The organism is Hymenobacter crusticola, from assembly GCF_002154225.1.
Lineage (GTDB): Bacteria > Bacteroidota > Bacteroidia > Cytophagales > Hymenobacteraceae > Hymenobacter > Hymenobacter crusticola.
In genome coordinates this window covers 64078-87650 of the sequence record NZ_MTSE01000021.1, presented here as the reverse complement: position 1 = coordinate 87650, position 23573 = coordinate 64078, and the positions used below count along the sequence as shown (strand labels likewise).

29 protein-coding genes are annotated in these 23573 nt (G+C 59.1%); 14 read left to right on the top strand and 15 right to left on the bottom strand.

The window, feature by feature from the left end:
- Nucleotides 1–269: 269 nt before the first annotated feature.
- From BXP70_RS23860 to BXP70_RS23840, 8 genes are all read left to right on the top strand, one after another.
- The gene (locus tag BXP70_RS23860; RefSeq protein WP_086596639.1) at nt 270–1214 is read left to right on the top strand and encodes a helix-turn-helix domain-containing protein; all 945 of its coding nucleotides are present in this window, start codon (nt 270–272) and stop codon (nt 1212–1214) included.
- Nucleotides 1215–1345: 131 nt separating this feature from the next.
- Nucleotides 1346–1507, top strand: coding sequence for a hypothetical protein (locus BXP70_RS30000; protein WP_179197802.1), 162 nt, complete (start codon nt 1346–1348; stop codon nt 1505–1507).
- Nucleotides 1508–1537: 30 nt separating this feature from the next.
- Nucleotides 1538–1714 (top strand): sugar MFS transporter, encoded by a 177-nt coding sequence (locus BXP70_RS29620; RefSeq protein ID WP_143436657.1) that lies wholly within the window; start codon nt 1538–1540, stop codon nt 1712–1714.
- 314 nt (nt 1715–2028) lie between these two features.
- On the top strand, nt 2029–2805 hold the full coding sequence (locus BXP70_RS23855) for an SGNH/GDSL hydrolase family protein (protein WP_218779853.1): 777 nt from the start codon (nt 2029–2031) through the stop codon (nt 2803–2805).
- 58 nt (nt 2806–2863) lie between these two features.
- Nucleotides 2864–2998 (top strand): hypothetical protein, encoded by a 135-nt coding sequence (locus BXP70_RS30840; protein ID WP_262490764.1) that lies wholly within the window; start codon nt 2864–2866, stop codon nt 2996–2998.
- A 21-nt stretch (nt 2999–3019) separates the two neighbouring features.
- Nucleotides 3020–3517: a hypothetical protein gene (locus BXP70_RS30375; RefSeq protein ID WP_086596638.1), complete on the top strand. Its 498-nt coding sequence runs from the start codon at nt 3020–3022 to the stop codon at nt 3515–3517.
- Nucleotides 3518–3520: 3 nt separating this feature from the next.
- Nucleotides 3521–4051: a glycosyl hydrolase family 28 protein gene (locus BXP70_RS30370; protein ID WP_317044485.1), complete on the top strand. Its 531-nt coding sequence runs from the start codon at nt 3521–3523 to the stop codon at nt 4049–4051.
- Between the two features lie 320 nt (nt 4052–4371).
- Nucleotides 4372–5160: an MBL fold metallo-hydrolase gene (locus BXP70_RS23840; RefSeq protein WP_086596636.1), complete on the top strand. Its 789-nt coding sequence runs from the start codon at nt 4372–4374 to the stop codon at nt 5158–5160.
- 470 nt (nt 5161–5630) lie between these two features.
- Here the strand turns inward: BXP70_RS23840 and BXP70_RS23835 are convergent, their stop codons facing one another.
- From BXP70_RS23835 to BXP70_RS23795, 9 genes are all read right to left on the bottom strand, one after another.
- The gene (locus BXP70_RS23835; RefSeq protein WP_086596635.1) at nt 5631–6458 is read right to left on the bottom strand and encodes an SDR family oxidoreductase; all 828 of its coding nucleotides are present in this window, start codon (nt 6456–6458) and stop codon (nt 5631–5633) included.
- A gap of 111 nt (nt 6459–6569) precedes the next feature.
- A complete protein-coding gene (locus BXP70_RS23830; RefSeq protein ID WP_086596634.1) occupies nt 6570–7481 on the bottom strand; it encodes a helix-turn-helix domain-containing protein in 912 nt (303 codons plus the stop codon).
- Nucleotides 7482–7578: 97 nt separating this feature from the next.
- Nucleotides 7579–8172, bottom strand: coding sequence for an antibiotic biosynthesis monooxygenase (locus BXP70_RS23825; protein WP_086596633.1), 594 nt, complete (start codon nt 8170–8172; stop codon nt 7579–7581).
- Between the two features lie 137 nt (nt 8173–8309).
- Nucleotides 8310–9008: a hypothetical protein gene (locus BXP70_RS23820; protein ID WP_143436656.1), complete on the bottom strand. Its 699-nt coding sequence runs from the start codon at nt 9006–9008 to the stop codon at nt 8310–8312.
- A 20-nt stretch (nt 9009–9028) separates the two neighbouring features.
- A complete protein-coding gene (locus BXP70_RS23815; protein ID WP_086596631.1) occupies nt 9029–11356 on the bottom strand; it encodes a xanthine dehydrogenase family protein molybdopterin-binding subunit in 2328 nt (775 codons plus the stop codon).
- A gap of 11 nt (nt 11357–11367) precedes the next feature.
- A complete protein-coding gene (locus tag BXP70_RS23810) occupies nt 11368–12384 on the bottom strand; it encodes an FAD binding domain-containing protein (protein WP_086596630.1) in 1017 nt (338 codons plus the stop codon).
- Complete coding sequence (locus tag BXP70_RS23805; RefSeq protein ID WP_086596629.1) at nt 12381–12884, bottom strand: (2Fe-2S)-binding protein; 504 nt, start codon at nt 12882–12884, stop codon at nt 12381–12383. The genes BXP70_RS23810 and BXP70_RS23805 overlap by 4 nt, the downstream gene beginning before the upstream one ends.
- Before the next feature lie 31 nt (nt 12885–12915).
- A complete protein-coding gene (locus BXP70_RS23800) occupies nt 12916–13272 on the bottom strand; it encodes a hypothetical protein (protein WP_086596628.1) in 357 nt (118 codons plus the stop codon).
- A 313-nt stretch (nt 13273–13585) separates the two neighbouring features.
- Nucleotides 13586–14539, bottom strand: a complete 954-nt coding sequence (locus BXP70_RS23795; RefSeq protein ID WP_086596627.1) for a helix-turn-helix domain-containing protein — start codon at nt 14537–14539, stop codon at nt 13586–13588.
- A gap of 273 nt (nt 14540–14812) precedes the next feature.
- Here BXP70_RS23795 and BXP70_RS23790 point away from each other — a divergent pair, with 273 nt between their 5' ends.
- Both BXP70_RS23790 and BXP70_RS23785 read left to right on the top strand, forming a co-directional pair.
- Nucleotides 14813–15625: an oxidoreductase gene (locus BXP70_RS23790; RefSeq protein WP_086596626.1), complete on the top strand. Its 813-nt coding sequence runs from the start codon at nt 14813–14815 to the stop codon at nt 15623–15625.
- Nucleotides 15626–15731: 106 nt separating this feature from the next.
- Nucleotides 15732–16553 (top strand): helix-turn-helix domain-containing protein, encoded by an 822-nt coding sequence (locus tag BXP70_RS23785; protein WP_086596625.1) that lies wholly within the window; start codon nt 15732–15734, stop codon nt 16551–16553.
- Between the two features lie 93 nt (nt 16554–16646).
- Here the strand turns inward: BXP70_RS23785 and BXP70_RS23780 are convergent, their stop codons facing one another.
- Together BXP70_RS23780 and BXP70_RS23775 are read right to left on the bottom strand one after the other, a co-directional pair.
- Nucleotides 16647–17387, bottom strand: a complete 741-nt coding sequence (locus tag BXP70_RS23780; protein WP_086596624.1) for an SDR family oxidoreductase — start codon at nt 17385–17387, stop codon at nt 16647–16649.
- A gap of 140 nt (nt 17388–17527) precedes the next feature.
- Complete coding sequence (locus BXP70_RS23775; protein WP_086596623.1) at nt 17528–18274, bottom strand: SDR family NAD(P)-dependent oxidoreductase; 747 nt, start codon at nt 18272–18274, stop codon at nt 17528–17530.
- Nucleotides 18275–18450: 176 nt separating this feature from the next.
- Between BXP70_RS23775 and BXP70_RS23770 the strand changes: the two genes are divergently transcribed.
- Nucleotides 18451–18828, top strand: coding sequence for a winged helix-turn-helix transcriptional regulator (locus BXP70_RS23770; protein WP_086596622.1), 378 nt, complete (start codon nt 18451–18453; stop codon nt 18826–18828).
- A gap of 254 nt (nt 18829–19082) precedes the next feature.
- Here BXP70_RS23770 and BXP70_RS23765 read toward each other — a convergent pair whose 3' ends face one another.
- Nucleotides 19083–19961 (bottom strand): helix-turn-helix domain-containing protein, encoded by an 879-nt coding sequence (locus BXP70_RS23765; protein WP_086596621.1) that lies wholly within the window; start codon nt 19959–19961, stop codon nt 19083–19085.
- Here BXP70_RS23765 and BXP70_RS23760 point away from each other — a divergent pair.
- Nucleotides 19960–20232, top strand: coding sequence for a winged helix-turn-helix transcriptional regulator (locus tag BXP70_RS23760; protein ID WP_086596620.1), 273 nt, complete (start codon nt 19960–19962; stop codon nt 20230–20232). The genes BXP70_RS23765 and BXP70_RS23760 overlap by 2 nt on opposite strands.
- A gap of 39 nt (nt 20233–20271) precedes the next feature.
- Here BXP70_RS23760 and BXP70_RS23755 read toward each other — a convergent pair whose 3' ends face one another.
- The 3 genes from BXP70_RS23755 to BXP70_RS30360 all read right to left on the bottom strand — a co-directional run bounded on the left by BXP70_RS23755 (nt 20272) and on the right by BXP70_RS30360 (nt 21716).
- Complete coding sequence (locus BXP70_RS23755) at nt 20272–20592, bottom strand: putative quinol monooxygenase (RefSeq protein WP_086596619.1); 321 nt, start codon at nt 20590–20592, stop codon at nt 20272–20274.
- 61 nt (nt 20593–20653) lie between these two features.
- Nucleotides 20654–21064, bottom strand: coding sequence for a zinc-binding dehydrogenase (locus BXP70_RS30365; RefSeq protein ID WP_218779852.1), 411 nt, complete (start codon nt 21062–21064; stop codon nt 20654–20656).
- On the bottom strand, nt 21015–21716 hold the full coding sequence (locus tag BXP70_RS30360) for an NADP-dependent oxidoreductase (RefSeq protein ID WP_218779851.1): 702 nt from the start codon (nt 21714–21716) through the stop codon (nt 21015–21017). The genes BXP70_RS30365 and BXP70_RS30360 overlap by 50 nt, the downstream gene beginning before the upstream one ends.
- Before the next feature lie 1306 nt (nt 21717–23022).
- Here BXP70_RS30360 and BXP70_RS23745 point away from each other — a divergent pair.
- Both BXP70_RS23745 and BXP70_RS29605 read left to right on the top strand, forming a co-directional pair.
- The gene (locus tag BXP70_RS23745; RefSeq protein ID WP_086596618.1) at nt 23023–23205 is read left to right on the top strand and encodes a hypothetical protein; all 183 of its coding nucleotides are present in this window, start codon (nt 23023–23025) and stop codon (nt 23203–23205) included.
- A gap of 90 nt (nt 23206–23295) precedes the next feature.
- Nucleotides 23296–23517 carry a hypothetical protein gene (locus tag BXP70_RS29605; RefSeq protein WP_143436655.1) on the top strand — a complete coding sequence of 74 codons (222 nt, stop codon included), beginning with the start codon at nt 23296–23298 and terminating at the stop codon, nt 23515–23517.
- Nucleotides 23518–23573: the final 56 nt, after the last annotated feature.

Sequence of the window (23573 nt, the reverse complement as noted above, 5' to 3'; positions counted from 1 at the left end):
CGGTGGGCGGGATCTGCAAGGGGTTGTTCATAGAATATGGTAAATGAGAAAGGTGAAAAATGAAATACTGCCGCCCAGCTAGCGTACCCTAAAGCAACGTGCATTGCCGTGTGCCGCCGACTGTAAGCTGGCTTATTGGTAAGGCAAAGGTCTCAGCTACCAGCGGCAGAAATTGCCTTAGATCAAACCAAAACATATACAATTCGAACCTGCGCCAGCCTTTTCGCCGGCCGTTCGCTCACTGATTTTTTAGACCCCAGCCTGCTGGTATGAGCATACCTGACCTAACTGAAACGCTACAAGGTTTTCACCACCATATTCTGACAACCCGTCCCCGTTCGACCGCCGCTACGGTGGCCGCTCCAGGTACGGGGCAGTGTTTTGTGTACAGCAGTGCCGAGCCGGTGCCGCCGCTGCGCCCGCACCAGCGGCGCGACTTCTACAAGATCTACTTACTTAAGGCTGGAACGGGACGGTTGCACTACGCCAGCCGCAGCCTGGAAGTCGCGCAGCCCGCCCTGATCTTCTCTAACCCCTTGGTGCCCTACTCCTGCGAGCGTGATGCGGGGCCGCATGAGGCCATCTACTGTTCCTTTAATGCCGAGTTTTGGCAGGGCAACGGGCGGCCCGGCCTGCCCTCGTTGGCGGAGTCACCGCTGTTTCGGCCCGGGGGCAGCCCGGCCCTGCTGCTCAATGAACAACAGCTGGCTGTTTTGGAGCCGCTATTTCGGCAGTTGCTGGCCCAGGCCACGACCGATTATGCGCATCGCCACGAAGTGATTCACAACTATGTAGAGCTGATCTTACACGAAGCCTTAAAAATAGACCCGCCCACGGCCCACTTTAGCAGCCACAACGCGGCTGGGCGCGTGGCCTCCCTGTTTCTGGAGCTTTTGACGCGGCAATTTCCCCTGCTGACGCCCGCACACCAACTCCGCCTGCGCACGCCCCAAGACTATGCCGCCGCGCTAGCGATTCACGTCAACTACCTCAATCGGGCTGTGCAAGCAGCCACGGGCAAAACCACCACTACCCACTTAGTCGAACGCCTCGTGCAGGAAGCTACCGTGCTACTCCAAACGAGCTATTGGTCCGTTGCCGAAATAGCAGACAGCTTAGGCTTCGCCTACCCCACCTATTTCAACCGATTTTTCAAGAAACATACCGGCCTGACGCCTATGCAGATGCGGCAAGCCGAGCTACTACCAGCATGAGGCGCAGCCCATTTTTAGTTGTGCCGCAGCCCTAGCAGCATTTCTAAAAAGTTGGTGGCGCCTCTGCCTAGTTCTACCTAGCTAGGGGCCCATGCGTTAGGAATCAGGACAGAAAAGGTTAGCTGCCCGCTTTGCAGGATGCACACGCGGAGGTACCGGCTGAAACGGAGGCAGGCTTCTACAGCGGCACGGCCGAAGAAGTGCCGCACGCCAAGAGCTTGTTGCAGCACCGCCACTGCCGGTGGGCCTGGCTGGCACAGTGTCTCAAGGTGGCCGCGCAGGGCGGCACCTAGGCTTACTTTATCAACTACGGGGTTGAGAAAATGCACTTCTCCGATCAGACGGCGGCGAGTTATTTCTCCTTATTCATGCTGCTCATGATGGGTGGCCGTTTCGTGGGCACCTTCCTGATGCGCTACATCGCGCCTAATAAGCTGCTGGCGGCCTTTGCGCTGGCCAACGTGCTAATGTGCCTGATTGTGGCTCAAAGTTGGGGTTAGCCTTCCTGCATGGCCCTGCTGCTGATCAATTTCTTTTTCAGCATCATGTTCCCGACCATTTTCAGTCTAGGTATCAAGGACCTAGGTCCGCAAGCCCAGCAGGCCTCGTCTATCTTAGTCATGGCCGTGGCGGGTGGAGCCTTTTTTCCTACCTCATGGGCAAAATCGCCAACCACGACGTGGCCGCGGCTTACTACTTGCCTATCATCTGCTACTTTGTCATCTTTCTCTGTGGCGCCCGGCTCTACAAGGTGAAAGCCTAGTCGAAGCGCCCTTGCACTTCATCCCCTCACTCTGTTTATCCTCTACTATTCGTGTCACAACAACCAACTTTCGTCCGCCGCACCTTTCTCAAAAATGCTTCTGTGGGCACTCTGGCCGCCATCACGATGCCGTCCGCCTTGCTGGCCGCAGAAGCTAGCCCCAAAGCGCAGAAGATAAGCCTAGCCCCAAACGACGTCATTCTCTTCCAGGGCGACTCCATTACGGATGCTGGCCGCAAGAAAGATCCCAAAGATGCCAACGTTCCCAACTCGTCGGGGGCGCTAGGAAGCGGCTACGCTTACCTCGCTGCCGCCGAGCTCCTGCTGCGCCATGCCGACCAGAACTTGACGATCTACAACCGGGGCATCAGCGGCAATAAGGTGTACCAGCTGGCTGAGCGCTGGGACGCTGATTGCCTGGATTTGAAACCCACTGTGCTTAGCATTCTGATTGGGGTCAATGACTTTTGGCACACGCTGACGGGCAAATACCAAGGCACCGTGAAGACGTACACCGACGATTTTACGGCCCTGCTTAACCGCACTCGGCAGCGCTTGCCCGACGTGAAGCTTATCGTGGGGGAGCCGTTTGCCGTGCCGGGCGTGAAGGCCGTAGATGAGAAATGGTTTCCTGCCTTCAAGGACTACCAAGCCGCCGCTCGCAGCATCGCGGCGCAGTTCAACGCCACGCTGATTCCCTACCAGCGCATCTTCGACCAAGCCCAGAAACAGGCTCCCGGCTCTTACTGGACCGGCGATGGGGTGCATCCGAGCGTGGCCGGCAACCAGCTCATGGCGCAAGCCTGGCTCGAAACCATTAAAAGCTAGCTTCTCCACGCCGCCCCTTATGAAGATTTCGCCCTTGTGACGTGCCTGTTGCACCGCCATGGTATGTTTGCTTGCGTTGGTGGCCCGGGCTCAATCCGGCAATCTTGTAGTTCACCCGGTGCCCAACGGCGTGCTCTACAGCCAGCACAACGACGATTACACCGTGCGCGTGCGCCAAGTCGGCGGCGAATGACAAGACCTGTTTGAGTACAACGTGCAGGTAGACCTCGACAAGGTGCGCGATGCGTCCATGGTCACCTTCGACTTTCGGGGCGGTGGAGGTAGCCGTTCGCAAAACAATGGGGCGGTGCAGCAGGTGCGCATCCGGCCGCTGTCGTACACCATCAAACCTAGGGTGGCAGACAATACGGTGTACTGTACGCTGGATAAGCACCGCAAGCTGTCGGTGGAGTTCAACGGTGACAAGCTGCTAACCCTGCACGTGTTTGCTAACGCGTTGGAGACGGAAAAGCCGGACCCGAAGGACCCGCACGTCATGTACTTCGGGTCCGGCATCTATACCCCGCCCGATTTGCCCGGCAGCGTTATTCACGTGCCAAGCAACACCACCGTATACCTAGCTGGTGGGGCGGTGCTGCAGGCCAAGCTCGTGGTCGACCATGCCGAGAACGTGCGTATCATCGGGCGCGGCATCCTCGACCAGCCCGAGCGCGGTGTGGAAGTCACGTTCTCCCGCAACGTCACTATTTAGGGCATCATCGTCAAGAATCCGCAGCACTACACCGTGTACGGCGGCCAGTCGAACCACCTAACTATTCGCAATCTGAAGTCGTTCAGCGCTAAACCGTGGAGTGACGGCATCGACTTGATGAGCTGCTCGGATGTGCTGGTCGATGACGTATTCCTGCGCACTTCCGACGACTGCGTAGCGCTGTACGGCCACCGCTGGCAGTTTTACGGCAACGCTCGCAACGTCACGGTGCAGAACTCAACCCTATGGGCCGACGTGGCGCATCCGACAAACCTAGGTCTTCACGGCGACACCGACATTGCGGGCGACACCCTGGAGCACATCACCTTCCGCAACCTCGACATCCTGGAGCACGACGAAGACGGCCCGAACTACCAGGGCTGCCGAGCCATCAGCGGCGGCGACTTGAACCTGGTGCGCGATGTGCGCTACGAGGACATTCGCATGGAAGACTTCGAAGAAGATCAGCTGCTGAACCTGCGCGTGCTCAAACAAGACCACAAGCGCATTTCGAGGGGCTTCAGGGTCTGCTGATGTATAAGTTTGATGAAATCACCATTTTCGTTAGGCGAAAGGTCAATTCGTGCTCGGACATGACGATGAAGCAAAGCGTTGAATAAAGTTACAAGCCGGTAAAAGGGCAACGAGCTGGCCCAAAATCTTCTGATCTCTACATGGCTCCCGACTGATTCCCAACACGTAATACAAGCTGCATGGATGCGGTTACGAGCTTGGCCAATCGCTAACCTGAACTTGTGCAGCGGCACCCGGTTATGGCTTCCCAGTCGACTCTTTCCAAGCTAGGCTACTAGAACAGTCTGGCGACTCCTCTTACTCATTAGATAGGAACACCCATGAAATCTATCCTCGTACTCACGGCCGCGTTGGCTGCTTTGGCTATTCAAGCGCCGGCGCAAACTACCTCCCTCGCCGCTACCTCGCGCGTAGCCGCTGACCAGCTTGCTACTAGCAAAGGGCCGCTTACGATACAGCCCATCACGCACGGCAGCGTGGTATTTACCTGGAACGGGAAAACCATTTATGTAGACCCCTACGGCGGAGCCGCGGCCTACGCCGGGCTGGCCGCGCCCGACGTTGTCCTCATCACCGATATCCACGGCGACCACCTGGACCCCAAAACACTGGCTGGCCTTTCTGTGGGCAAAGCGCTGCTAGTGGTGCCAAAAGCAGTGGCCGAGCAACTGCCGGCCGAGTATAAAACGCGAGTACGTATCCTTGGTAACAGCCAGCGGCTCGACACATTGGGCCTAAGCGTGTCAGCCATTCCGATGTACAACTTGCCCGTAGCCGCCGACGCGCGACACCCCAAGGGCCGGGGGAACGGCTACGTGCTAAAGCTAGGCGGCAAAAACGTGTACCTGTCCGGCGACACCGAAGATATTGCCGAAATGCGCGCGCTGAAAAACATCGATGTGGCCTTTGTGTGCATGAACCTGCCCTACACCATGGACGTGCAGCAAGCCGCGCAGGGTGTGCTAGCCTTTAAGCCAGGCATCGTGTACCCCTATCATTACCGAGGCCAGAACGGTTTGAGCGACGTGGACGGCTTCAAAAAAGCGGTGAATGCGGCCAATAAGAACATTGACGTTCGGCTGCGCAACTGGTATCCCGCGGCCCAGTAAGTCTACGTTCTTACGTTCCTCATCCCAACTAGTGGGGTCGTTTGCTGATGTCAGAGGGGCGTTGGAACAATGGTATGATGGGATATCAGCCCAAGGTTGCTCCCTCGTTTGAATGAACAACTGGTCGCTTGAGAAAAGGGGGCAGGTGGGAGCGATAAAAAAGGCTCGGAAATGGTTCAGAAAACTTGTTCATCGAACATTGTACACTACAGTTTCTCGTGCTCATGAGAAGAGTGTACAGCACACGACACCCAGTAGTCATGAGCCGCCTGCTTTTAATCAACCGATGAGTACCATACTACCCGTTCGTTACTAATAATAGAGAAGACGGTATTAGGGCCTGACGGTTGGGTCTACACCACACGGACGAAACACAAGAAACTGCTTCTGACCCGCAAGTATTTCCGAGGCTGGCCAAGCTGCTATTACCTCCTGCAACCGCTCGTTGGCTTCCGCCCACAAGAAAATGGTCAGTCGTCAGCCTCCGTAGAAAAGGCCACGGCTTGCTGCGCCTCTAGCTCCGCCAAGCGCTGCACCAGGGCCGCCCGAATCTTATCGTAAGCCCCGCGCCCGAGGGTAAGCCGCCGCGGGGCCGGGTGTTGGTCGGCGGAAGCTAGCATGGCGTCCACCATTTTGGCGGGGTCGCCGGTGACGGCAAAGCTGCCGTCTTGCAAGCCGCGCCGGACGTCGCCGGCGGGGGTGGCGTCGTAGGCGGGTAGGGGCGTAGCGTGGACCAGCCCACCCCCGAAGTTCGTGCGGGCCGGGCCAGGTTCGACCAGCGTAAACTCGATGCCGAAGGGCGCGACTTCCTGCGCCACGGCCTCTACGAAGCCCTCGATACCCCATTTGGTAGCGTGGTAGTATCCGAAGTTGGGGTAGGCAATCTGCCCGCCTTCGGACGAGAGCTGGAGGATGCGCCCGCCGCCCTGGGCCCGCAAATGAGGCAGCACGGCCCGAATAACCTGAATGGAGCCGGTTAGGTTGGTGTCGATTTGCTGGCGAATTTGCTCGTTGTCAGCTTCTTCGCCCGCGCCAAACAGGGCGTAGGCAGCGTTGTTGACCACCACATCGATGCGGCCTAGGTCGGCAAAAGCTTGGTCAACTACCCGGCGTACGGCCGCGGTATCGGTTACGTCCAGCGCCGCGACCCAGAGCTGCTCGCCGTATTGTGCTTTTAGGTCGTCGAGGGCGTCGGGCTTGCGCAGCGTGGCGGCCACCCGCTCGCCCCGCGCCAGAATTTTTTCGGTCAGCAGGCGGCCGAAGCCAGCTGAAGTGCCGGTAATGAACCAGGTTTTCATACAATTTAGAGGTTAAGTGACTCGGGAAAAGATGCCTTCCCGTTTGCTCCACAAAATTGCTGCGGACCCGTGCGGGCCGGATAACGCCAATCAAACCAATGCCGACGCCAATCAAACCTGCCGCAGCGAGGAGGGCGTGCAGCCGGCCACTTTGCGGAAAAGCTGGGTGAAGTGCGTGGGCTCGTCGAAGCCCACGCAGTAGCTGATGCGGCTGATGGGCCAGTTGGTATGCAGCAGCAAGGTGCGGGCCTCCTGCACGAGGCGCTCGGCCAGCAGCTGAGAGGTGGATTTGCCCGTGGCGGCCTTCAGCACCCGATTGAGGTAGTTGACGTGCACGGCCAGTTGGTCGGCAAAATCGGACGGGGTGCGCAAGGCCAGGCGTCGGGCCGGGGTGACGATGGGGTATTGACGGGCCAGCAGCGCGTGAAACGCCGCGACCAGGCGCTCCGGGCCGCTGATTGCGGGCGCCTGCTCCACGGGGGCCAGTTTCAGCGCCCGGTGGATGCACGTCATCAGGTAGTGGTAAAGCAACTCGTCCTTGGCGGGGTAGTCGGAATCCTGTTCGGCCAGCATTTGCTCGAATAAGCCAGCAAACCCGGCGTGCTGCGCCGGGCTGAGGCGGAAAAAGCCGGGCTGCTCGGGCGCGAAAACGGCCCAGTCGGCGGGCCGCACGCTCGTGAGCGTTGGCACAAATGCTTCCGTAAACACGCAGCAGTACCCTTGGCAGGAGTTTCCCTCAGGTAGTTCCCAGGCGTAAGGTATTTGCGTGTTGGTGAACACCAACGCGGACTCGGCAGGCGCTAGCTCCAGGCGCTGGTGGGCGTAGTGGTAGGTGGAAGGCCCGCTGCTGAGCGTGACTTTAAAGAAATCCTTGCGGCTATAGACGCCCATGAGCTCAAAGTCGGCGAGAAAATCCTCCAGCCGCCACGCCCGAAAGTGCCCGCCGCTCGGCCAGTTGGAGGTGGGCGGCGCCAAGGGATGGTGGGCGTAGTAATCGGCTAACTTCTGCTGCTGAATGGTCATGAGATGGATTTTACTTGTGCATCACCAAAAATGGTCGTGGTGCAAGCTACAGTTTGCGTCTGAGTTCCGGCAAGGCAGCCGCGCGGCTAAAAATACCTTACTTGTTTGGTGTCGCCGGGGCTGCTTGCGGGGCGTGAAGCCAGCGGTTGAACAAGTGCGTCAAAACGGGCATGACCAGCCACGTCATTAGCACCATCACCACGCTCGTCACCGCCAGGCTGTGCAGCCACGGTACCCAGGAACCCACCAGCGGTTCGAGCAGCTTCGGCACCAGCATAATCGTTGGATAAATGCCTAGCATCGTAACCAGCGCAATTTTCCACTTGGGCGGAGCCCAGGCCTCGCTGCCGGAATGAGTAAACCAGCCTTCGAGACCGTTAATGCGCTCCACCCGGGCGGCTCCCTCCGTCAGCGCGTCGCTTTGGGCTTTCCAGGAGCGGCAGAGGGCCGAAGTTTGCCAGGCCCGCAATTGGGCTGGCGTAGCGAACTGCACCAGCAATTGCCACTCGTCACTCGCGGCGCCCGGCGCCGGCTGCAGCAGGTTGCCGCCCGTATAACCTGGGAAGGTGCTGGCGGCTTGCAGGGTGGCCTGCGCCACTTCTTCTAGCGCCGCCTCGGCTCCTGGTTTAACCTGCCACTTCACATGGGTGATGGCCTGAGGCGAGGAGGTGGTAGAACTGGGCGACTGCATAGGCTTTCGTAGTAGGTGGGTACAGAACTTCCTGAGATGGTGCTATTCGTTACTGGAGCGCTTTTAAGAGAAGCCCGCGGCTACTGAGCCAATGAGTTAACCACTTCAATGGCAGTAGGAGGTAAGGCAAAAGCTGGCTAGCGGGCCTCCCTAGGCGAGCGGCTTTTAGGAAGCAAAATGGTAGCGGTGAGCAGCGCCGTATGCTGCCAGCGCACGCGCCGCGGCTCGTAGCCAGCCCACCAGTTCCAGTACAGCGCTTGCGCCGTAATGCCAGTCGTGAGCTGAAACTGCAAGCCGACCTGGGAGCGCACTTCTTGCAACCAGGTATCGGTGCGGTAGAGAAATGGCTCGGTATTAAGCACTAGGCTTAGGTGCGGGGTGAGTTGGGGCACCACGCCTACCAAGGTGCGAACCCGGTAAGTAGGTTGCCGCTCCCGGCCCTCATATCGCATGGGTGTGAACCAGAGGCGGTCCAGCGTGAGCTGCCAGCGCGGGTGCAGCACTCGGCGGGCCAGCAGTTGCCCCACTTGAAATTGGGCTAATTGTGCGGTGCCCAGTTGGTCAGCTGCTCCTGCCACGTACGCCAAGCAGAGAGTTAGCTGTTGCCGAGGCAAGGTGTAGCTGACCCGGCCCAGGCCCACCCGCAAGAACGTGCGCGTCAGGTTCTGATAGGCCACATAATTGGGCGACGCTTCCAGCGCCCAGCGGCTGCTATCGGGCTGCCATTTTGCGCTCACCCAGTTCCAGCTCACCAAGTCCGAATGCTGTTGCGCCCGGCCAATTCGGGGTTGCAGCGCCAGGCTAAGTATGCCGCTGAGAAGGAAGAGTCGGCGCATGAAATGGTTGCTGGCAAACACTAGTGGGGCGTCGCCAACAGCTTGTCGAGGGTGATGGGTAGGGAGGTGATGCGCTGGCCGGTAGCGTGGTAAATGGCGTTAGCAATGGCGGCCGCTACCCCCGTAATACCCAGCTCGCCTAGCCCTTTCACGCCCAATGGATGGCCCCGGCTGTCGTCTTCCTCCACCAGAATCACGTCGATGTCGGCCACGTCGGCGTTGGTGGGCACCAAGGCCTCGCCCAGGCTGTCGTTGAGCCAGTGGCCGGTGCGCTCGTCCATTTCGCTTTGCTCCAGCAGGGCTTGGCCCAGGCCCCATACCATGCTGCCCATCAATTGGCTGCGTACCAGCAGGGGGTTGAGGATGCGCCCGCCGGCGAAGGCACCTACCAGACGCTCCACCTGCACGTGCATGGTGTCGGGGTCCACGCTTACCACGGCAAACTCGGCTCCGAACGCCTCGCGGCCGTAGCTGCTGTGGCCCATGGTGCGCCCGGTGGTGGCCTCTTCGCGGATGGGCGCCTCGGGGTGGCGGGCCATGGCCGCTGCCACCGATTCGCTGGCACCACCCGGCCCCACCATGTGACCGTTTTCTACGCGCAACTCGTCGGGAGCGAGGCCGTGCAGCGGTGAAGCTTTATCAGTCACTACGCGCTTGAGCAGCGCTTTTTGCACTTGTTGGGCTGCTTCCAAAATGGCCGCCCCGCCGCTGAGCGTGGTCATCGAGCCCACGGTCATGCCGCCGTAGGGCAGGCGGGTGTCGCCCCATTCTAGGCGTACGTGCTCTAGGGGCAGCCCTAGGGTTTCAGCGGCCAGCTGAGTAAAGGCGGTAATCATACCCTGGCCGATTTCGTGGTTGGCCGTCTGCACCACGGCTCGGCCATCGGCGCCGAGCTCCACGCGGGCGCGGGCTGGTAGCTGCAAGGTAGGGTAGATGGCCGTGGCCATGCCGTAGCCGATGAGCCGGCCGTTTGCGGCGCGCATGCTGCCCACCTGCGGGTTGCGGTGGTGCCAGCCCACACGCGCGGCCCCTTGGGCGTAGCACTCCCGCAGCGCCTTACTCGACCACTCCTTGCCCGTGTCCGGTTCCGTTTCGGCGTAGTTACGCAGGCGGATTTCGAGCGGGTCGAGGTCTAGCTGGTGGGCCAGCGTATCGAGCGCGCTTTCCAGGGCAAACTGGCCGTTGGGCGCGCCGGGGCCGCGCATCCAGCCGGGAGCGTTGGTGTCGAGGGCGGCGGCCTGCACGTGTAGGCCTAGGTTGGGGGTAGCGTAGACCTTGGTGGTGCCCTCGCCGATGGGGGCTACAAACTGGCCGGCCGTGCCCTTGGCCAGCAGCGCGTCGTGCAGCACGGCTTGCAGGCGGCCTTCGGCATCGGCCCCCAGCCGAATGCGTTGGTGCATCTCGCCCCGGAAGGGCATCAGGGTAAAGGTTTGGGCGCGGTCGAGCACCAGCTTCACCGGGCGGCCGGTGAGCTTGGCGGCCATGGGGGCCAGCAGCAGGTGCACGTTGGCGTTTTTGCTGCCGAAGGCTCCGCCCGTCATCGTGGACACTACCCGCACCTTGTGATGAAACTCAATACCGCCCAGCACCTGCGCCACAATGTTGGGCAGCCGCTCTTTCAGCCCAAACCCAAAGGCCTCGCCCAAAATCACGGCGTCGCCGTAGCTGAACTGGGTGGGCAGGTGCACCGTCAGGCCCCCATCCGCGTCCCAGGCCGCGACGATGGCGCCCGGCTCCATGGCATTGTGGTGGTGGGCGGCCGTGTCGAAGGTCATGTCCACTTGGTGCGGGGCGGCGGCAAACGCCTTTTCGGGGTGGCCTACCTGCACCTGGCCGGGGTCGCCGGCCCCTACCTTTTTCACGTCCTGGGCCCGGCCGCGGCCCTGCGCTAGGGTAAAGGCGGCGTCCGGCTCGGGGGCAGAATACGTGACCTGCACCAGTGCGGCCGCGTCGCGGGCAGTGGCCAGCGTGTCGGCCACGACCACGGCTACCGCCTGCCCGTAGTAATGTAGCTTGTCGTCTTGCAAAGGCAGCAAATCCCCGATTTCCGCGCCGTTGGTGGCCATAACCGAATGTAGACGGGGCGCGGTTTCGTGGGTGAGGACTAGGCGCACGCCGGTCAGTTGGCTCGCCGCGCGGGCGTCAATGCTTAAGATGCGGCCCGTGGCCTGCGTACTAGTCACGACCACGGCCGCGTCGAGCACGCCGCCCGTTAGGTCGGCAGTAAAGTCGCCGGCATACCGGGCGCGGCCGGTGAGTTTGTCGTGGCCTTCCAGCCGGCGTGGGCTGCCGGGAGCGGGGAGTGGGGGTAGCTTAGCGTTAGCGGGCGAGGAGTAGTCAGATACCATAGCGGAAAAACTTAGCGAATGTGTTTGTCGGACTGCGACTGCGGGGTGCCAGCGGCGGCCTGCCAGCAGGCTCGCACGATGGCACGGCGCGCTAGTACCAGCTTGAAATCGTTCTCGCCCTGCCCCTTAGCTCCGGCCAGCAACGCATCGGCCGCCGCTCCAAACACCTCAGCGCTGGGGAGTTGACCGGTGAGTAAATCCTCGGCTTCGGACACGCGCCAGGGCTTGTGGGCTACCCCTCCCAGCGCCAGGTGAGCGTCCAGCACATGGCCGGCTTCGTCGAGGCGCAGGGCCACGGCCACCGAGACCAGCGCAAAGGCGTAGGAGAGCCGGTCGCGAATTTTGAGGTAGGTGTAGTGCTGTCCGAAGTCGGTAGGGGGTAGGTCGATGGCGGTTACCAGCTCGCCGGGCAGCAGGTTGTTGTCGCGCCAGGGCTCGGCGCCGGGTAGGCGGTGATACTCGGCAATGGGAACGACCCGCTCCCCAGCCGGCCCCAGTAGGCGTACTTGGGCGTCGAGCACCCGCAGCGCCACGCACATATCGGAAGGGAAGGTGGCAATGCAGCTCTCGCTGGTGCCTAGGATGGCCAGGTCCCGGTTGTGGCCGCCTAGGGCGGCGCAGCCGCTGCCGGGCTCACGCTTATTGCAGGCCGCGGCTACGTCGTAGAAATAAGGGCAGCGGGTGCGCTGGTTGAGGTTGCCACCGTTGGTGGCTGCGTTGCGCAGCTGCGCGCTGGCCCCGGCCAAAATGGCGCTACTAAGCAGGGGGTAGCGGGCCTGTACCCGCGCATCGTAGGCGGTGGCGGCATTGGTCACGAGCGCGCCTAGTCGCAATCCGCCATCAGGTAGCTCTTCGATGTGGCCATAAGGTAGGCGGTTGATATCAACCAGCGCCTCGGGCTGCTCGACGCGGTATTTGAGCAGGTCGACCAGGTTGGTGCCCCCGGCCAGGTAGTGCACCTGCGGGGTGGCGCCGGCCTGCACGGCCTCAGCGGCTGAGGCAGCGCGGAAGTAGCCGAAGTTTCTCATGGGGCGGGCTGCTGGGTGAGGAGGACGGACAGGATGGCGTCGGTGATGTGGGGGTAGGCGCCGCAGCGGCAGAGGTTGCCGCTCATCAATTCGCGCACCTCGTCTCGGGTGCGGGCGTGGCCCTCGCGCAGCAGGCCCTGGGCCGAGCACAATTGGCCGGGCGTGCAGTAGCCACACTGAAAGGCATCATACTCCAGAAACGCCTGCTGCAAAGGGCTGAGCACGTCGCCTTCTGCCAAGCCTTCCACGGTCGTGACGGTGGCCTCGTCGTGACTGACGGCCAGCGTCAGGCAACTCACGCGGCGCTCGCCGTTGAGCAGCACGGTGCAGGCGCCGCATTGGCCGTGGTCGCAGCCTTTCTTAGTGCCCATTAGCCCTAAGTGCTCGCGCAGCAAGTCGAGCAGGGTAGTGCGCGGCTCAACGGCTATTTGGTGCACCTGGCCATTGATAGTCAGCGCCACGGGCACTGGCGCATTATTGTAAGAGATAGTTTCAGACATAGACCACTAGGAAAAAGGTGAGAGAAACCAGCTAGTGTCGCGCCAACGGATGGCCTAGGTACAGCACCACGAGCGCCAGCAGCAAAAACGGCAGCTCACCTACCGCGCCGGGTAGGTTGCGGTGCGTTAGCTGTAAGCTGAGAATGAGCAGGATGCAGGCCGCCGACGCGTAGCCGCCCACCCAAAATGTGGCCGGCAGCAGCGTAAGCACGGCCCCGAGCAGTACCACGGCCCCAAGCGCCACCTGCCCCGGTCGGCTGACGCCTAGCCGTTGCAGCAGCTCCAGGGCGGGGGGCTGGCCGTGTAGCATGGCCCAGCCCTGCCGGGCGCTCAGCATGGCGCTGACCAGCAGCAGCGCACCAGCCAGTAGTTTGAGAAAGAGGGCCATTGGTGACAGGAAAGCAAGAATGCGGTAGTACAAGCCTCTTAGGGAGATGCTTCGAGCACACACGTTGGCGGGCCGGCTTGGTCTTGCCGGCCTGCTAGGCTCGATGGGTAGCCCTAGCATGACTTTACCTCCTTAAGTTGGGCGCAATAAGGCAGCGAACAACCAGCCAAGCACTACCCGAATTGCTCCTGGGTAGTGTGACCGAACAAAAGTATTCGCTATCTAATGGCTTGTCCTACAGTACATTTTACTGCTTGTTGCGCTTTGCTATCGCATTCTTGCGCTTCTCGAAGCTCGAGCGATAGCTGGCCTCCTAAGCCGGGCGCTGCCGCGTGATGCTAACTGGTAGCTGGCCCGTGTGGCGGGCGTAGAGCTGCGTAAAATGCGCATGGCTGCTGTACCCCACGGCGGCAGCCACTTGCTTCACGCTCAGGTCGGAATTGCGCAGCAGCTCCGTGGCGCGCACCATGCGCTCGTTGGTTAAGAATTGGTTGGGCGAGAGCCCGGTGGTGCGCTTAAAAACGCGGCAGAAGTGGTACGAACTCAGAAACACCAGCTCCGCTAAGTGGTCCAGGCGGATAACGTCCCCTAAATGAGCCTGCACGTAGTCGCGTACACGGTGCAGTTGAGCAGGGGTAAGCTTGCCCCGGCGGTCGGGCAGCTCGTGCGAAAAGGCGCAGTGGTGGCGTAGTAGCTGGGCGGCCAGCAGTTGCGTGGCGCTTTCCGCAAACAGGCTTTCCGGACCGGAGGCAACGGCAACCTCTTGCGCCAGCGCATAGCTCAATTGGTAGAGCAGGGTGTCGGGAATATTGCAACCCTCGGCTACTTCCACCCGGTCTGGGTTGAGACCGGCCGCCTCGGCCGTGCGGGTTAGCAAAGTAGGGGGCAGGTACAGGTGGGCCGTGCGTAGAGGAGCAGGCGTGATGGCGGTCCACTGCATCTCGTACGGCTGGTGGTGGGGGGTAGTGAGCTTTACCGTGCCGGGCCGCGAAACGTAGGTTAGCGTGCGGCCATGGCTGCGTATCTGCATGTTGGTAGTGCCCGAGAGCAGCAATAGCAAGCGCAGCTGGCTGGGGGGTAGCAAGCGCGTTGGCTCGATGCAGCCCGGCTCGGCGAACAACTGAACCGCCAACTGGGGCCAGCGTTGCTCGCGCAATAGGCTGGTTTCGGCAGGGTTAACCTCAGCGTTAGTATGTAGCGGCTTACGGCTTGACTTGGCCGCTTGGTCATCGTGCCGAAGAATGTTGGCGTTGCCCGAGAAGTTCATGCTAAACGCAAGTGCGAGAGTTTCTGATAAAGTTGGTACCCTGCGGCATTGCTCCACAACTGCCACCAACTACAATAGTTGCTCTTATTTCTGATTAACCGCCACTAAGTGCGTTCGCTGATGGAGGACCAGTCATTAGCAAAGAAAACAGAAAAACCGGGTTTATTCATCGCCCAGAATTCTGGACGTTTCACGACAATAGATTGAACGTTTCACGAAACCCCATGCGGTTAGGCCCCACCTAATTTTGCCTCATACTAATCGCAGGAAATCATGAAAAAGACAGTTCTAGTTACCGGAGCATCCGCAGGGATTGGCCAAGCAACCGCCATTTTATTAGCCCAAAACGGCTACACTGTTTACGGGGCAGCACGCCGAACCGAAAAAATGCAAGACCTGAAAAAGTACGGCATTAAACCCATTGCGCTGGATGTGACGCAGGACGAAAGCATCACAGCCTGCGTGGACCAGATTTTCCAGGAAGCTGGAAGCATTGACATTTTGGTCAATAACGCCGGTTTCGGTTCGTACGGGGCGATTGAAGACGTGGCGCTGCCGGATGCAAAGTATCAATTGGACGTAAATGTATTTGGGGCCATGCGCTTAGCACAATTGGTGCTACCGAAAATGCGCGAAAACCACTATGGCAAAATCATTAACATTTCGTCGGTGGGCGGCAAAATTGCGTCGCCGCTGGGCGGGTGGTACCACGCCAGCAAATTTGCGCTCGAAGCCTTGAGCGATGCCATGCGCTTGGAAGTACAGCCCTTCGGGGTGAACGTGGTCGTGATTCAACCGGGCGGCACCAAATCCGAATGGGGCAACATTGCGGTGGACAGCTTACTGCGCGTGTCGGGCCAGACCGCCTACGCTGGCTTGGTCACGGCGTTCAAAAAATCCTTTGAAAAAGTGGCCGGCAATGTTCCTGAGCCGGTTGTGATAGCCAAACTGATTAAAACCAGTATGGAGGCCAAAAATCCGAAAACCCGCTACAGCGGCGGCTATATGGCCAAGCCGATGTTGTTTTTACGCAAGATTTTATCGGATAAATTGTTCGACCGAATCTTAATGAGCCAGTTAAAATAAGGCATCGAAATCGACTGGCTACAACAACTGGGCGAAACCAATTTGTCGGTGCCCATCCAGCCCGTTCACCATATCTTGCTGTAATTCGGCGGCTTTCTTACCCCTTATGTACCAAGCGCACAAGACCGGCAACGTCCTCTTATATACGTGCCACGACGAAACCCCTTTTGGCCACGACCCCTTTGTGTATGAAAACTATATCGGCATCATCACCTCGGGCAGTGCCGACCAGTACACGGATAAAGGAGTTATCACCTATCCGACCGGTTCGTTGCGTTTGGTGAAGCGAAACCAATTGCTGAAAGTAGTTAAGAAGCCCGACGGGCAAAAACCGTTTGCGACCATTACCGTGTTCTTAGAGCAAGAAACGCTGAAGCAGTACAGTGCGGAACACAACGTAAAAGCCGACGGCGTTTATGTGGGCGAACCGGTTACGCTCGTAGAAAATGACGCGTTCCTGACCGGCTATTTTGGTTCGTTGCTGCCTTACTTCGACCAACCCGAAAAGCTAACTCCGGTGTTGGCCGAAGCCAAAACCACCGAAGTCATTGCGCTTTTGCTCCGCAACCCGGCCTTAAAAAACTTCTTATTCGATTTCAGCGAACCGCATAAAATAGATTTGGAGGCCTATATGCAGCGGCATTTTACCTACAATGTGCCGCTGACACAGTTTGCGAAACTAACGGGCCGGAGCTTGTCGACCTTTAAGCGGGATTTTGCGAGAATTTTCAGCACGACCCCCGAAAAATGGTTGCAAAAACAACGCTTAGCGCAAGCCCGTTTTCTTGTCAGCCAAAAGAATAAACGTCCGTCAGACATTTATCTAGAATTAGGGTTCGAAACCTTGTCGCACTTTTCTTACGCGTTCAAAAAGCAGTTTGGACAGACCCTGACCGAATTGCAAACCCTATCCAGGGCGAACAGCTAACAAAGGCCTAGCGTCAGGTAGGACTAGGGTTGGGCAGGAAGGGGAGGGTAGTAAAACCCGGATAAAGCCCCGCGAATCATGTCGCAGCGAAGCCTAGGCGAAGCCGCCGTTGGCCCCGATGTTCTGGCCCGTCACCCAGCTGCTCTCGTCGCTGGCTAGCAGCAACACCATGCGGGCAATATCGTCCGGCTCGCCGATGCGGTTGAAGGCCGCCATCGCGCCTAGGCGGTCAATCACCTCCTGCGGCTTGCCCTTGGTAAAAAGCTCCGTATTGACGGGGCCGGGCGAGATACTATTGACGCGGATGCCGCGCGCACCCATCTCTTTGGCGAACACGCGGGTAAGCTGCTCCACCGCCCCTTTGCTGGCGCAGTAGGCTGCGTAGGTGGGCAGCATCAGCCGCGTCACGGAGCTAGAGAAGTTGATGATGCTACCCCCATCGGCTAGCTGCGTAGCGGCCTCCCGCAAGGTGTTGAACACGCCCGTTACGTTGATAGCCAGCGTGCGCTGCAAGTCCTCGTCGGTGGTGTCCTTCAGCAAGCTCAGCTTCATGATGCCGGCGTTATTGACCAGCACATCTACGCGGCCGAAGCGAGCAATGGCCTCGGCAAACAGGCGGCGCACATCGGCTGCCTGACTGACGTCGGCCTGCACGGCCAGGGCTTTTCCGCCCGCCTGCTCGATGGCGGCCACTACCGCCTGGGCCTCCGCGTGGCCCCCGGCGTAGTTGACGATGACATTTGCCCCCGCCTGGGCGGCGGCGTGGGCAATGGCCGCGCCAATGCCGCGGGAGGAACCGGTAATGAGTACTACTTTGTGGTGGAGGTCTGGCACAAAAAATGGCGTTTAGAAGTGAAGCAACTGCTGCTCATCGTTGAAACGAGGCCGATGAACGCGCGTTTTTCGGCTTCTTGCCCTTTCCTACCGCGTTCTTGCGCTTTTGTCTTAGGAGGAGTTGGGCGCAATTAAGGATTTCAAGCCGACCAACCGCCATCGACGTTCAGAGTGGCGCCCGTGATATAGCCGGCGGCCGCGCTGGCCAAAAAGGCCACTACTTCGCCTACCTCCTGCGCGGTGCCGAATCGACCCAGCATGATAGGCTGCAGCAGGCTAGCCACCGTGGCTGGGTCGGTCGGGGTCATGTCGGTCTCAATCAGCCCGGGCTGGATGATGTTGACGGTAATCTGGCGCGGGGCCAGGTCGCGGGCCCACCCGCGGGTGTAGGCCGCCAGCGCCCCTTTGCTGGCCGCGTAGTCGCTGGTGCCGGCATACGGGGTGCGAATATTCGACCCTGACCCGATGTTGATGATGCGCCCGCCGGCGGACAGGTGCTCGCTAGCCGCCCGCACGGTTTGGGCGGTGCCGTGCACGTTTACTTGCCAAAGGTGAGCCAAGGCCGCCTCATCGGGGGCGACCTCGTCAACCGGGCTATTAACATATACCCCGGCATTATTGACCAAAATGTCCAACTGCCCAAAGTGCGCTATCACGGCCTTGATGGCCTGCTTTACTTCAACGGGCTGGGCCGTGTCGGCCTGCAACGCTAGTACATGGCTGCCCGTTTGCGTGAGCTCGTCTACCAGTGCCTGGGCCGGTTCTGCGCCCCGCACGTAGGTAAAAGCCACCTGCACGCCCTCGGCGGCCAAGGCTCGCACAATTCCGGCCCCAATCCCTCGGCTACCCCCCGTTACGAAGGCTACTTTATTCGTTAAACCTCTCATTGCTTTGTGATTACTAGTAAGGCCTAAGCACTGCTGTGCCGGCGCAACAAAGGTCTGGGAGGGGGGTTGGGCTGGCAAGTACGGAAAAGTTATTCGGGTACGGATAACTTTTTCACCTAGGGCTGTTTTCTTCCCTATGCTGCCTTGGCACTGGTGCCGGCGACCAACCTACTGCGATGTATCAGAAGAAAATAGAACGCACCCTGGACTGCGGTGTGGTCCTGACCAAGGAAGTGCTGCACGGCAAGTGGAAATCGACGCTGCTCCACTTCATTGCCCGCGGCGTGCAACGCCCGAGCGACTTGCAGCGGGCCATTCCTAGCGCCACCCGGCGGGTACTTAATATTCAGCTCAATGAATTGGAGCAGCACGGCCTTATCGGCAAAACCATCTACCCGCAGCTACCGCCCAAAGTAGAGTACAATCTCACCAGTTTGGGCGAGTCGCTACTGCCCGTGATTGATGCCATGGAGCAATGGGGCAACGAGCACCGCGCCACCCTGGAACCTCTGCTTGCGGCCAATCCGAATGCCCAGGCCGAAGCATCAGCGTAGCCCCGCAATCTTGCCCTAGCACCTGAGACTCTGAACTACAGGCAACGCAAGAGTTACCCCGCAGTATCAAAGGAGTTGAGCGTGGTTTTGGACTGCCCATACGCAGCCAATATTTCGTAGTCCCGGTGCTCAAAATCCAGGTTTTCAAAGGTGAACGGCACAAACTGGTGCCCTTGCGAGGATACGTTGATGACCCGTAAAGTCAGTTACCAAGCAGGCTGGCATCGGCTGAGCCGGTGATGGTATGCGGTTGCTCAAGCTGCCCGGCGGTAGGCTAGGGGGGTAGTACCGGTCTGCTTCTTGAAGAAGTTGTTGAAGTAGGTGGGGTAGGCAAAGCCTAGGCAGTAGGAAATGTCGGCCACGCTCCAGCTGGTGTGTTGCAGCAGGGCTTTGGCCTCATCGGTGATGCGGTTGGTGAGGTGGGCGCTCGTGGGCTTGCCCGTAATTTCCTTTACGGCTTTGTTGAGGTGGTTGACGTGCACGGCCAGCCGGTCGGCAAACTCCTGCGCCGTTTTCAGTTCCAATGTCTGCTCGGGGTTTTCTATCGGAAACTGCTGCTCTAGCGTCTCCAAAAACCGGGCGGCCAGGCGAGCCGCCGCCGTGTGGTGCTGGAGCAGAGTTTCCGCGGGCTGCAGGTGCAATGCCTCGTGGATGGCCAGCTGGAGGTACGTTCGAATCAACTCGCCTTTGAAGGGGTAGTCGGCTTCTTGTTCGGCCAGCATTTTCTGAAAAATGCCGTTCATAAAGGGGACTTGCGCCTCCGGGAGTTGGAAGAGCGGCGAACTGCCGATTTTAAATAAGGGCGACTGCAGCAGGCTTTCCGACCGGTCGAGCGAGGTGATGAACTCCTCAGTAAACAAACTGATGTAGCCGTGCCGGAGGTCTCCCTGCATTTCCATGGCGTACGGAATGTGCGGATTGAAGAAGAGCAAGTAGGTGCCATCGAGCTCCCAACTCTGGTGGCCGTAGTGCAGCCGGGCCTTGGTCGTCAGCAGGATGACCTTGTAGCAGTCGCGCCGGGTAAAGCGGGGTTCGGTCGTGCAGGGTTGGTTTACCGCGTACACCTTAAAGCCTCTCAGCTTTAGGTCCCGAGGTGTCCACTTAACGGGCGAGGCAGCAATAGAACTTACCATGCAGCGAAAGTACGAAAATCAAGCAAGCGGTACTGCAAATAAACCCGCGAACCGGGGCAGTCCTTATTTGTCGAAGGAATTGCTGGAACTGGAACAGCACCAGCTCGTGACCCGCACCGTCTGCTATACGCGGCCCATTACAGTCGAATACTCGGCCACTGCCTACAGCCGCACCCTCTACCCCGTGGTGGCTGCTATGCGCGAATGGGGCCTGACGCATCACCAAACCATTGTAGGGCAGCCCCGGCCATCCGCCATCCTACCGGCTTAAACCAGATAGCCTCAGGCAAGCCCTTAGCTAGCACAGCACTTAGGCCGGGTTCTCGCTTACCCGCCGCAGCGGAAGAACGTGCATGGGCGTGGCTAGCAGTGGCAGCATCCGTTCGACCAAGCGGGACTGCGCAGGCGTAGGGTGCGCGGCTACGGCTTCCTCATCAACCCAGGCGGCGGCTATCATGAACGCGTCGGCGTCTTCGGCTTGCTGAAAGATGTTATAGTACAGGCAGCCAGTTTCTTGGCGAACCAACCCCACGAGTTCGAGCAGGAGTTCTTGTACGAACGAGCGGTGAGTAGGCTGACTGCGAACAGTGACCAGCAGGTGACGTTCGGCGGACTTATCATGGGTAGGCATTGGGGTAGGGGGTAGACGTGGCTAGGATAATGGTTGCGGCTTGCCTATCAAGTAGCAGCGCTTACGCCACGGTGAGCACGATTTTGCCCTGGATGTGCCCCTGGGCGGCGCGCTCGTGCGCCTGGCGGGCCTCGGCGAGCGGAAATGTGCTATCAATGACCACGCGAATTGTCCCAGCCTCGAGCAAGCGTCCAAGTTTGGCCAGTTGCGACCCGCTAGAACGCACTTGCGCCATCGAAACCGTGATGCCCAGCTGCGCAGCCTGCTCGGCCTCGTTGAAGCCTAAAAATACCGGGAATAACGCGCCGCCCCGCTTCAGCACCCGCAAGAAACGACCCGTGGTAGGACCACCAAGGGTATCGAGAACGAGGTCTAGGTCTTGGACGACATCCTCGGCCGGGGTTTGAGTGTAGTCAATAAACTCATCCGCGCCAAGTTCGCGCAGCAGGGTTTCCTGCTTGCCGGAGGCCACCGCAATGACGTAAGCGCCTTGCCATTTTGCCAGCTGCACCGCTAGGTGGCCTACCCCCCCCCGCGGCCCCGTTAACGAGCACGCGCTTGCCCTGGAGTGGCACCGGGCGATGCGGCTCCGGCTGAAACGGGTTGGGCTCCGTGTGGCCCAGTTCAATGAGGTACTGCCAAGCAGTGAGCCCCGACATCGGACCCCCGGCGGCGTGCACGTGGTCAAGCCCGGCCGGCTTGAGGGCTAGGTCTGCCGCGGGCGCCGCCACGTACTCGGCATACCCCCGGCTCTCGCCCACGCTCGGAAACCGGACCATGCCATATACTTCCTGGCCCACCGCAAAGCTCTCCACATCCGGCGCAACGGCTTCAACAACACCCGATATATCTGTCCCCAGAATCAAGGGCATCGTCACCGATGGCCGCCACTCCGGCGGCAGCATCTTATACCCGTCGCGCAGGTACCAGTCGGGAGGATTGAGACTCACCGCGTGCACCCGCACGAGTACCTCGCCCACCTGTAGCTCGGGCTTTGGCGCCTCTTCGTAGCGCAATACCTCTGGGCCACCGAACTCGTGTAGCTGCACCGCCTTCATTGTAGTGGTCGGCCTGGCCTCTTGCTTTTGGGATGTCGGATAATCTTTTTCAGCTGTAGTTGCCATGTTAAGTAGGATTGAATTGCGTGTGAAGTCGCATTTGTAAGCTGCTAGCCTATGGCTACCTAGCTGGCAGCGTTGGGTCTTAGAAATCAGCTTGTCGGTGCCCTATTTTGGTTGGTGCAATCGACTCTACAAAGGTCCCTCTTGCCCATAGGGGCAAAAAACACGATTCAATCTAAAAAGTATGAATATCACGCAAGTGCCACTTGCGTGATATTCCTGCTGGCAGTACCTATAACGACCATCCCGCTCCGGGTTAAAACTGTTGACTTGTTTCCGACGCAGCACTGTCACGTAGCTTAATCCTTACTAGCACAGAGGTAGGAGGGGTAGGAAGAAACTGACCATTCTTCTGGGACGTAATACAAAACGCTACTTTTTGCGGGTCTAAGGTCAGGTGCCGGGTTTACCGTTCACCGGGCGAATAATCTTTAAAAGGCAAGAGAAGACTAGCTGAGCTTGTTGCCGCTAAGTACACTGACGAACGTAGGTATTCAACACAGTCTCTCGCGAGCTGAACTACTTTTTTTATCGCTCTGCCCGTCGGTTCCTCATTAGCGTAGGCCGCAGCGGTGTCGATCAGTCGGTCGCTAATGGTTAACGTATTTAATACAGATTGCTCACACGCTATAAACCGTCTCGCAGCAAGTAAGTGTCAAAACCAAGCAGCAGCATTTTTAGGCTATTATTCAGTGTTAGTTCCATCATTCTATACCTAGCTGTACGCTTTTTTCATAACCCACTAGGTAACAGCCCACGCCGGCTGACGTGAGCTGCTACCTAGTGGGTTATCTGCCTTGTAGGTCTGCCAGACTTGCGGTAATTAGCTGCCGACCAAACTTCCGATCAAGTAAGCAAGAGCTAGCAAGAGTTGAGTAAAAATAGGGGCCTTTGGTTCAGCGATAGAAGGTTAATGCACGTGCTATCCTAGCTGGGACTAACTATTGACAAATGCTGATCTCATGCAAAGCGAATCTATGGGATTCGCCGCCACAAGGGTACCCGTTACCGACGGACAACCCTTGTAGCAGGCAGCAGGTCGTGCGTGGTTCCTGCTCAATTCCTGGCAGAGCAAATGCGTTAGGCGTTGTTGCTAAAGGCAGAGTGCAACGGGTTGTAAGCTTCATCAAACCGTTACAGCACCAGCACATTGAGGTAATCTAAGACGCCGAATTTTGTCGTGATAATCGTTCTACGCCATGAACAAACGCAAGCAAACATTCCGCGCACATTGGCTGCTACGTCTGGCCGCGCTCATCCGCCCAACGCAAGTTACCGCCCCGACTACGACCACGCCTAGCTTATTTATATGAAAATGGCTTTTCAGTACCGGAATGGCCGTTTGGGCTATCGTCAGAAACGGCGCTACGTCCCCGAAGCCAGCTCCACAGTGACGGCTACGGATGCGACGCTTTTGTTTCCGGCGCCTCCCCAGCAAGCCCGTGGACTGGCGGCGTCCTCCACGCAGCTCGGCTGGGACAAGGCGGCCTAGGTTTATTATAGCGAACCAGCGCCTTGCTCACCTAAGCCCTCCGAAAGCTTTGGGGAAGGTGTCTGCTCCCGTCTCATGTATCGCGCAACCATGCACAATATCTTATTCGAACATTGCCCCTTGTCGCCTACGAAGATACTAGCACCAGCTCCGGCTGCCCCCACCACCAGCCGCCGCTTACTAAGTATCCGGATAGCGCTGCAACTCTGCGGTGCGCCACCACTTAGCACCTCGGCGCATATTTTGTTGGCCCGTTATGTTGCTGGTCGGGTGTCGCTTGCCACCATCATGCCCACCCTCTTGCAAGGCTAGCCAAAGCAGCCATACGGCTCTAAGCTAAAGCCCCCGGTTGCCAAGCAGCCCGGGGC

Bases quoted from the DNA above. Each gene is read 5' to 3' on its own strand.
- BXP70_RS23860 (WP_086596639.1), top strand. From the start codon at position 270: ATGAGCATACCTGACCTAACTGAAACGCTACAAGGTTTTCACCACCAT.
- BXP70_RS29620 (WP_143436657.1), top strand. From the start codon at position 1,538: ATGCACTTCTCCGATCAGACGGCGGCGAGTTATTTCTCCTTATTCATG.
- BXP70_RS30840 (WP_262490764.1), top strand. From the start codon at position 2,864: ATGGTATGTTTGCTTGCGTTGGTGGCCCGGGCTCAATCCGGCAATCTT.
- BXP70_RS23840 (WP_086596636.1), top strand. From the start codon at position 4,372: ATGAAATCTATCCTCGTACTCACGGCCGCGTTGGCTGCTTTGGCTATT.
- BXP70_RS23835 (WP_086596635.1), bottom strand. From the start codon at position 6,458: ATGAAAACCTGGTTCATTACCGGCACTTCAGCTGGCTTCGGCCGCCTG.
- BXP70_RS23830 (WP_086596634.1), bottom strand. From the start codon at position 7,481: ATGACCATTCAGCAGCAGAAGTTAGCCGATTACTACGCCCACCATCCC.
- BXP70_RS23825 (WP_086596633.1), bottom strand. From the start codon at position 8,172: ATGCAGTCGCCCAGTTCTACCACCTCCTCGCCTCAGGCCATCACCCAT.
- BXP70_RS23820 (WP_143436656.1), bottom strand. From the start codon at position 9,008: ATGCGCCGACTCTTCCTTCTCAGCGGCATACTTAGCCTGGCGCTGCAA.
- BXP70_RS23815 (WP_086596631.1), bottom strand. From the start codon at position 11,356: ATGGTATCTGACTACTCCTCGCCCGCTAACGCTAAGCTACCCCCACTC.
- BXP70_RS23810 (WP_086596630.1), bottom strand. From the start codon at position 12,384: ATGAGAAACTTCGGCTACTTCCGCGCTGCCTCAGCCGCTGAGGCCGTG.
- BXP70_RS23805 (WP_086596629.1), bottom strand. From the start codon at position 12,884: ATGTCTGAAACTATCTCTTACAATAATGCGCCAGTGCCCGTGGCGCTG.
- BXP70_RS23800 (WP_086596628.1), bottom strand. From the start codon at position 13,272: ATGGCCCTCTTTCTCAAACTACTGGCTGGTGCGCTGCTGCTGGTCAGC.
- BXP70_RS23795 (WP_086596627.1), bottom strand. From the start codon at position 14,539: ATGAACTTCTCGGGCAACGCCAACATTCTTCGGCACGATGACCAAGCG.
- BXP70_RS23790 (WP_086596626.1), top strand. From the start codon at position 14,813: ATGAAAAAGACAGTTCTAGTTACCGGAGCATCCGCAGGGATTGGCCAA.
- BXP70_RS23785 (WP_086596625.1), top strand. From the start codon at position 15,732: ATGTACCAAGCGCACAAGACCGGCAACGTCCTCTTATATACGTGCCAC.
- BXP70_RS23775 (WP_086596623.1), bottom strand. From the start codon at position 18,274: ATGAGAGGTTTAACGAATAAAGTAGCCTTCGTAACGGGGGGTAGCCGA.
- BXP70_RS23770 (WP_086596622.1), top strand. From the start codon at position 18,451: ATGTATCAGAAGAAAATAGAACGCACCCTGGACTGCGGTGTGGTCCTG.
- BXP70_RS23760 (WP_086596620.1), top strand. From the start codon at position 19,960: ATGCAGCGAAAGTACGAAAATCAAGCAAGCGGTACTGCAAATAAACCC.
- BXP70_RS23765 (WP_086596621.1), bottom strand. From the start codon at position 19,961: ATGGTAAGTTCTATTGCTGCCTCGCCCGTTAAGTGGACACCTCGGGAC.
- BXP70_RS23755 (WP_086596619.1), bottom strand. From the start codon at position 20,592: ATGCCTACCCATGATAAGTCCGCCGAACGTCACCTGCTGGTCACTGTT.
- BXP70_RS30360 (WP_218779851.1), bottom strand. From the start codon at position 21,716: ATGGCAACTACAGCTGAAAAAGATTATCCGACATCCCAAAAGCAAGAG.
- BXP70_RS23745 (WP_086596618.1), top strand. From the start codon at position 23,023: ATGAAAATGGCTTTTCAGTACCGGAATGGCCGTTTGGGCTATCGTCAG.
- BXP70_RS29605 (WP_143436655.1), top strand. From the start codon at position 23,296: ATGCACAATATCTTATTCGAACATTGCCCCTTGTCGCCTACGAAGATA.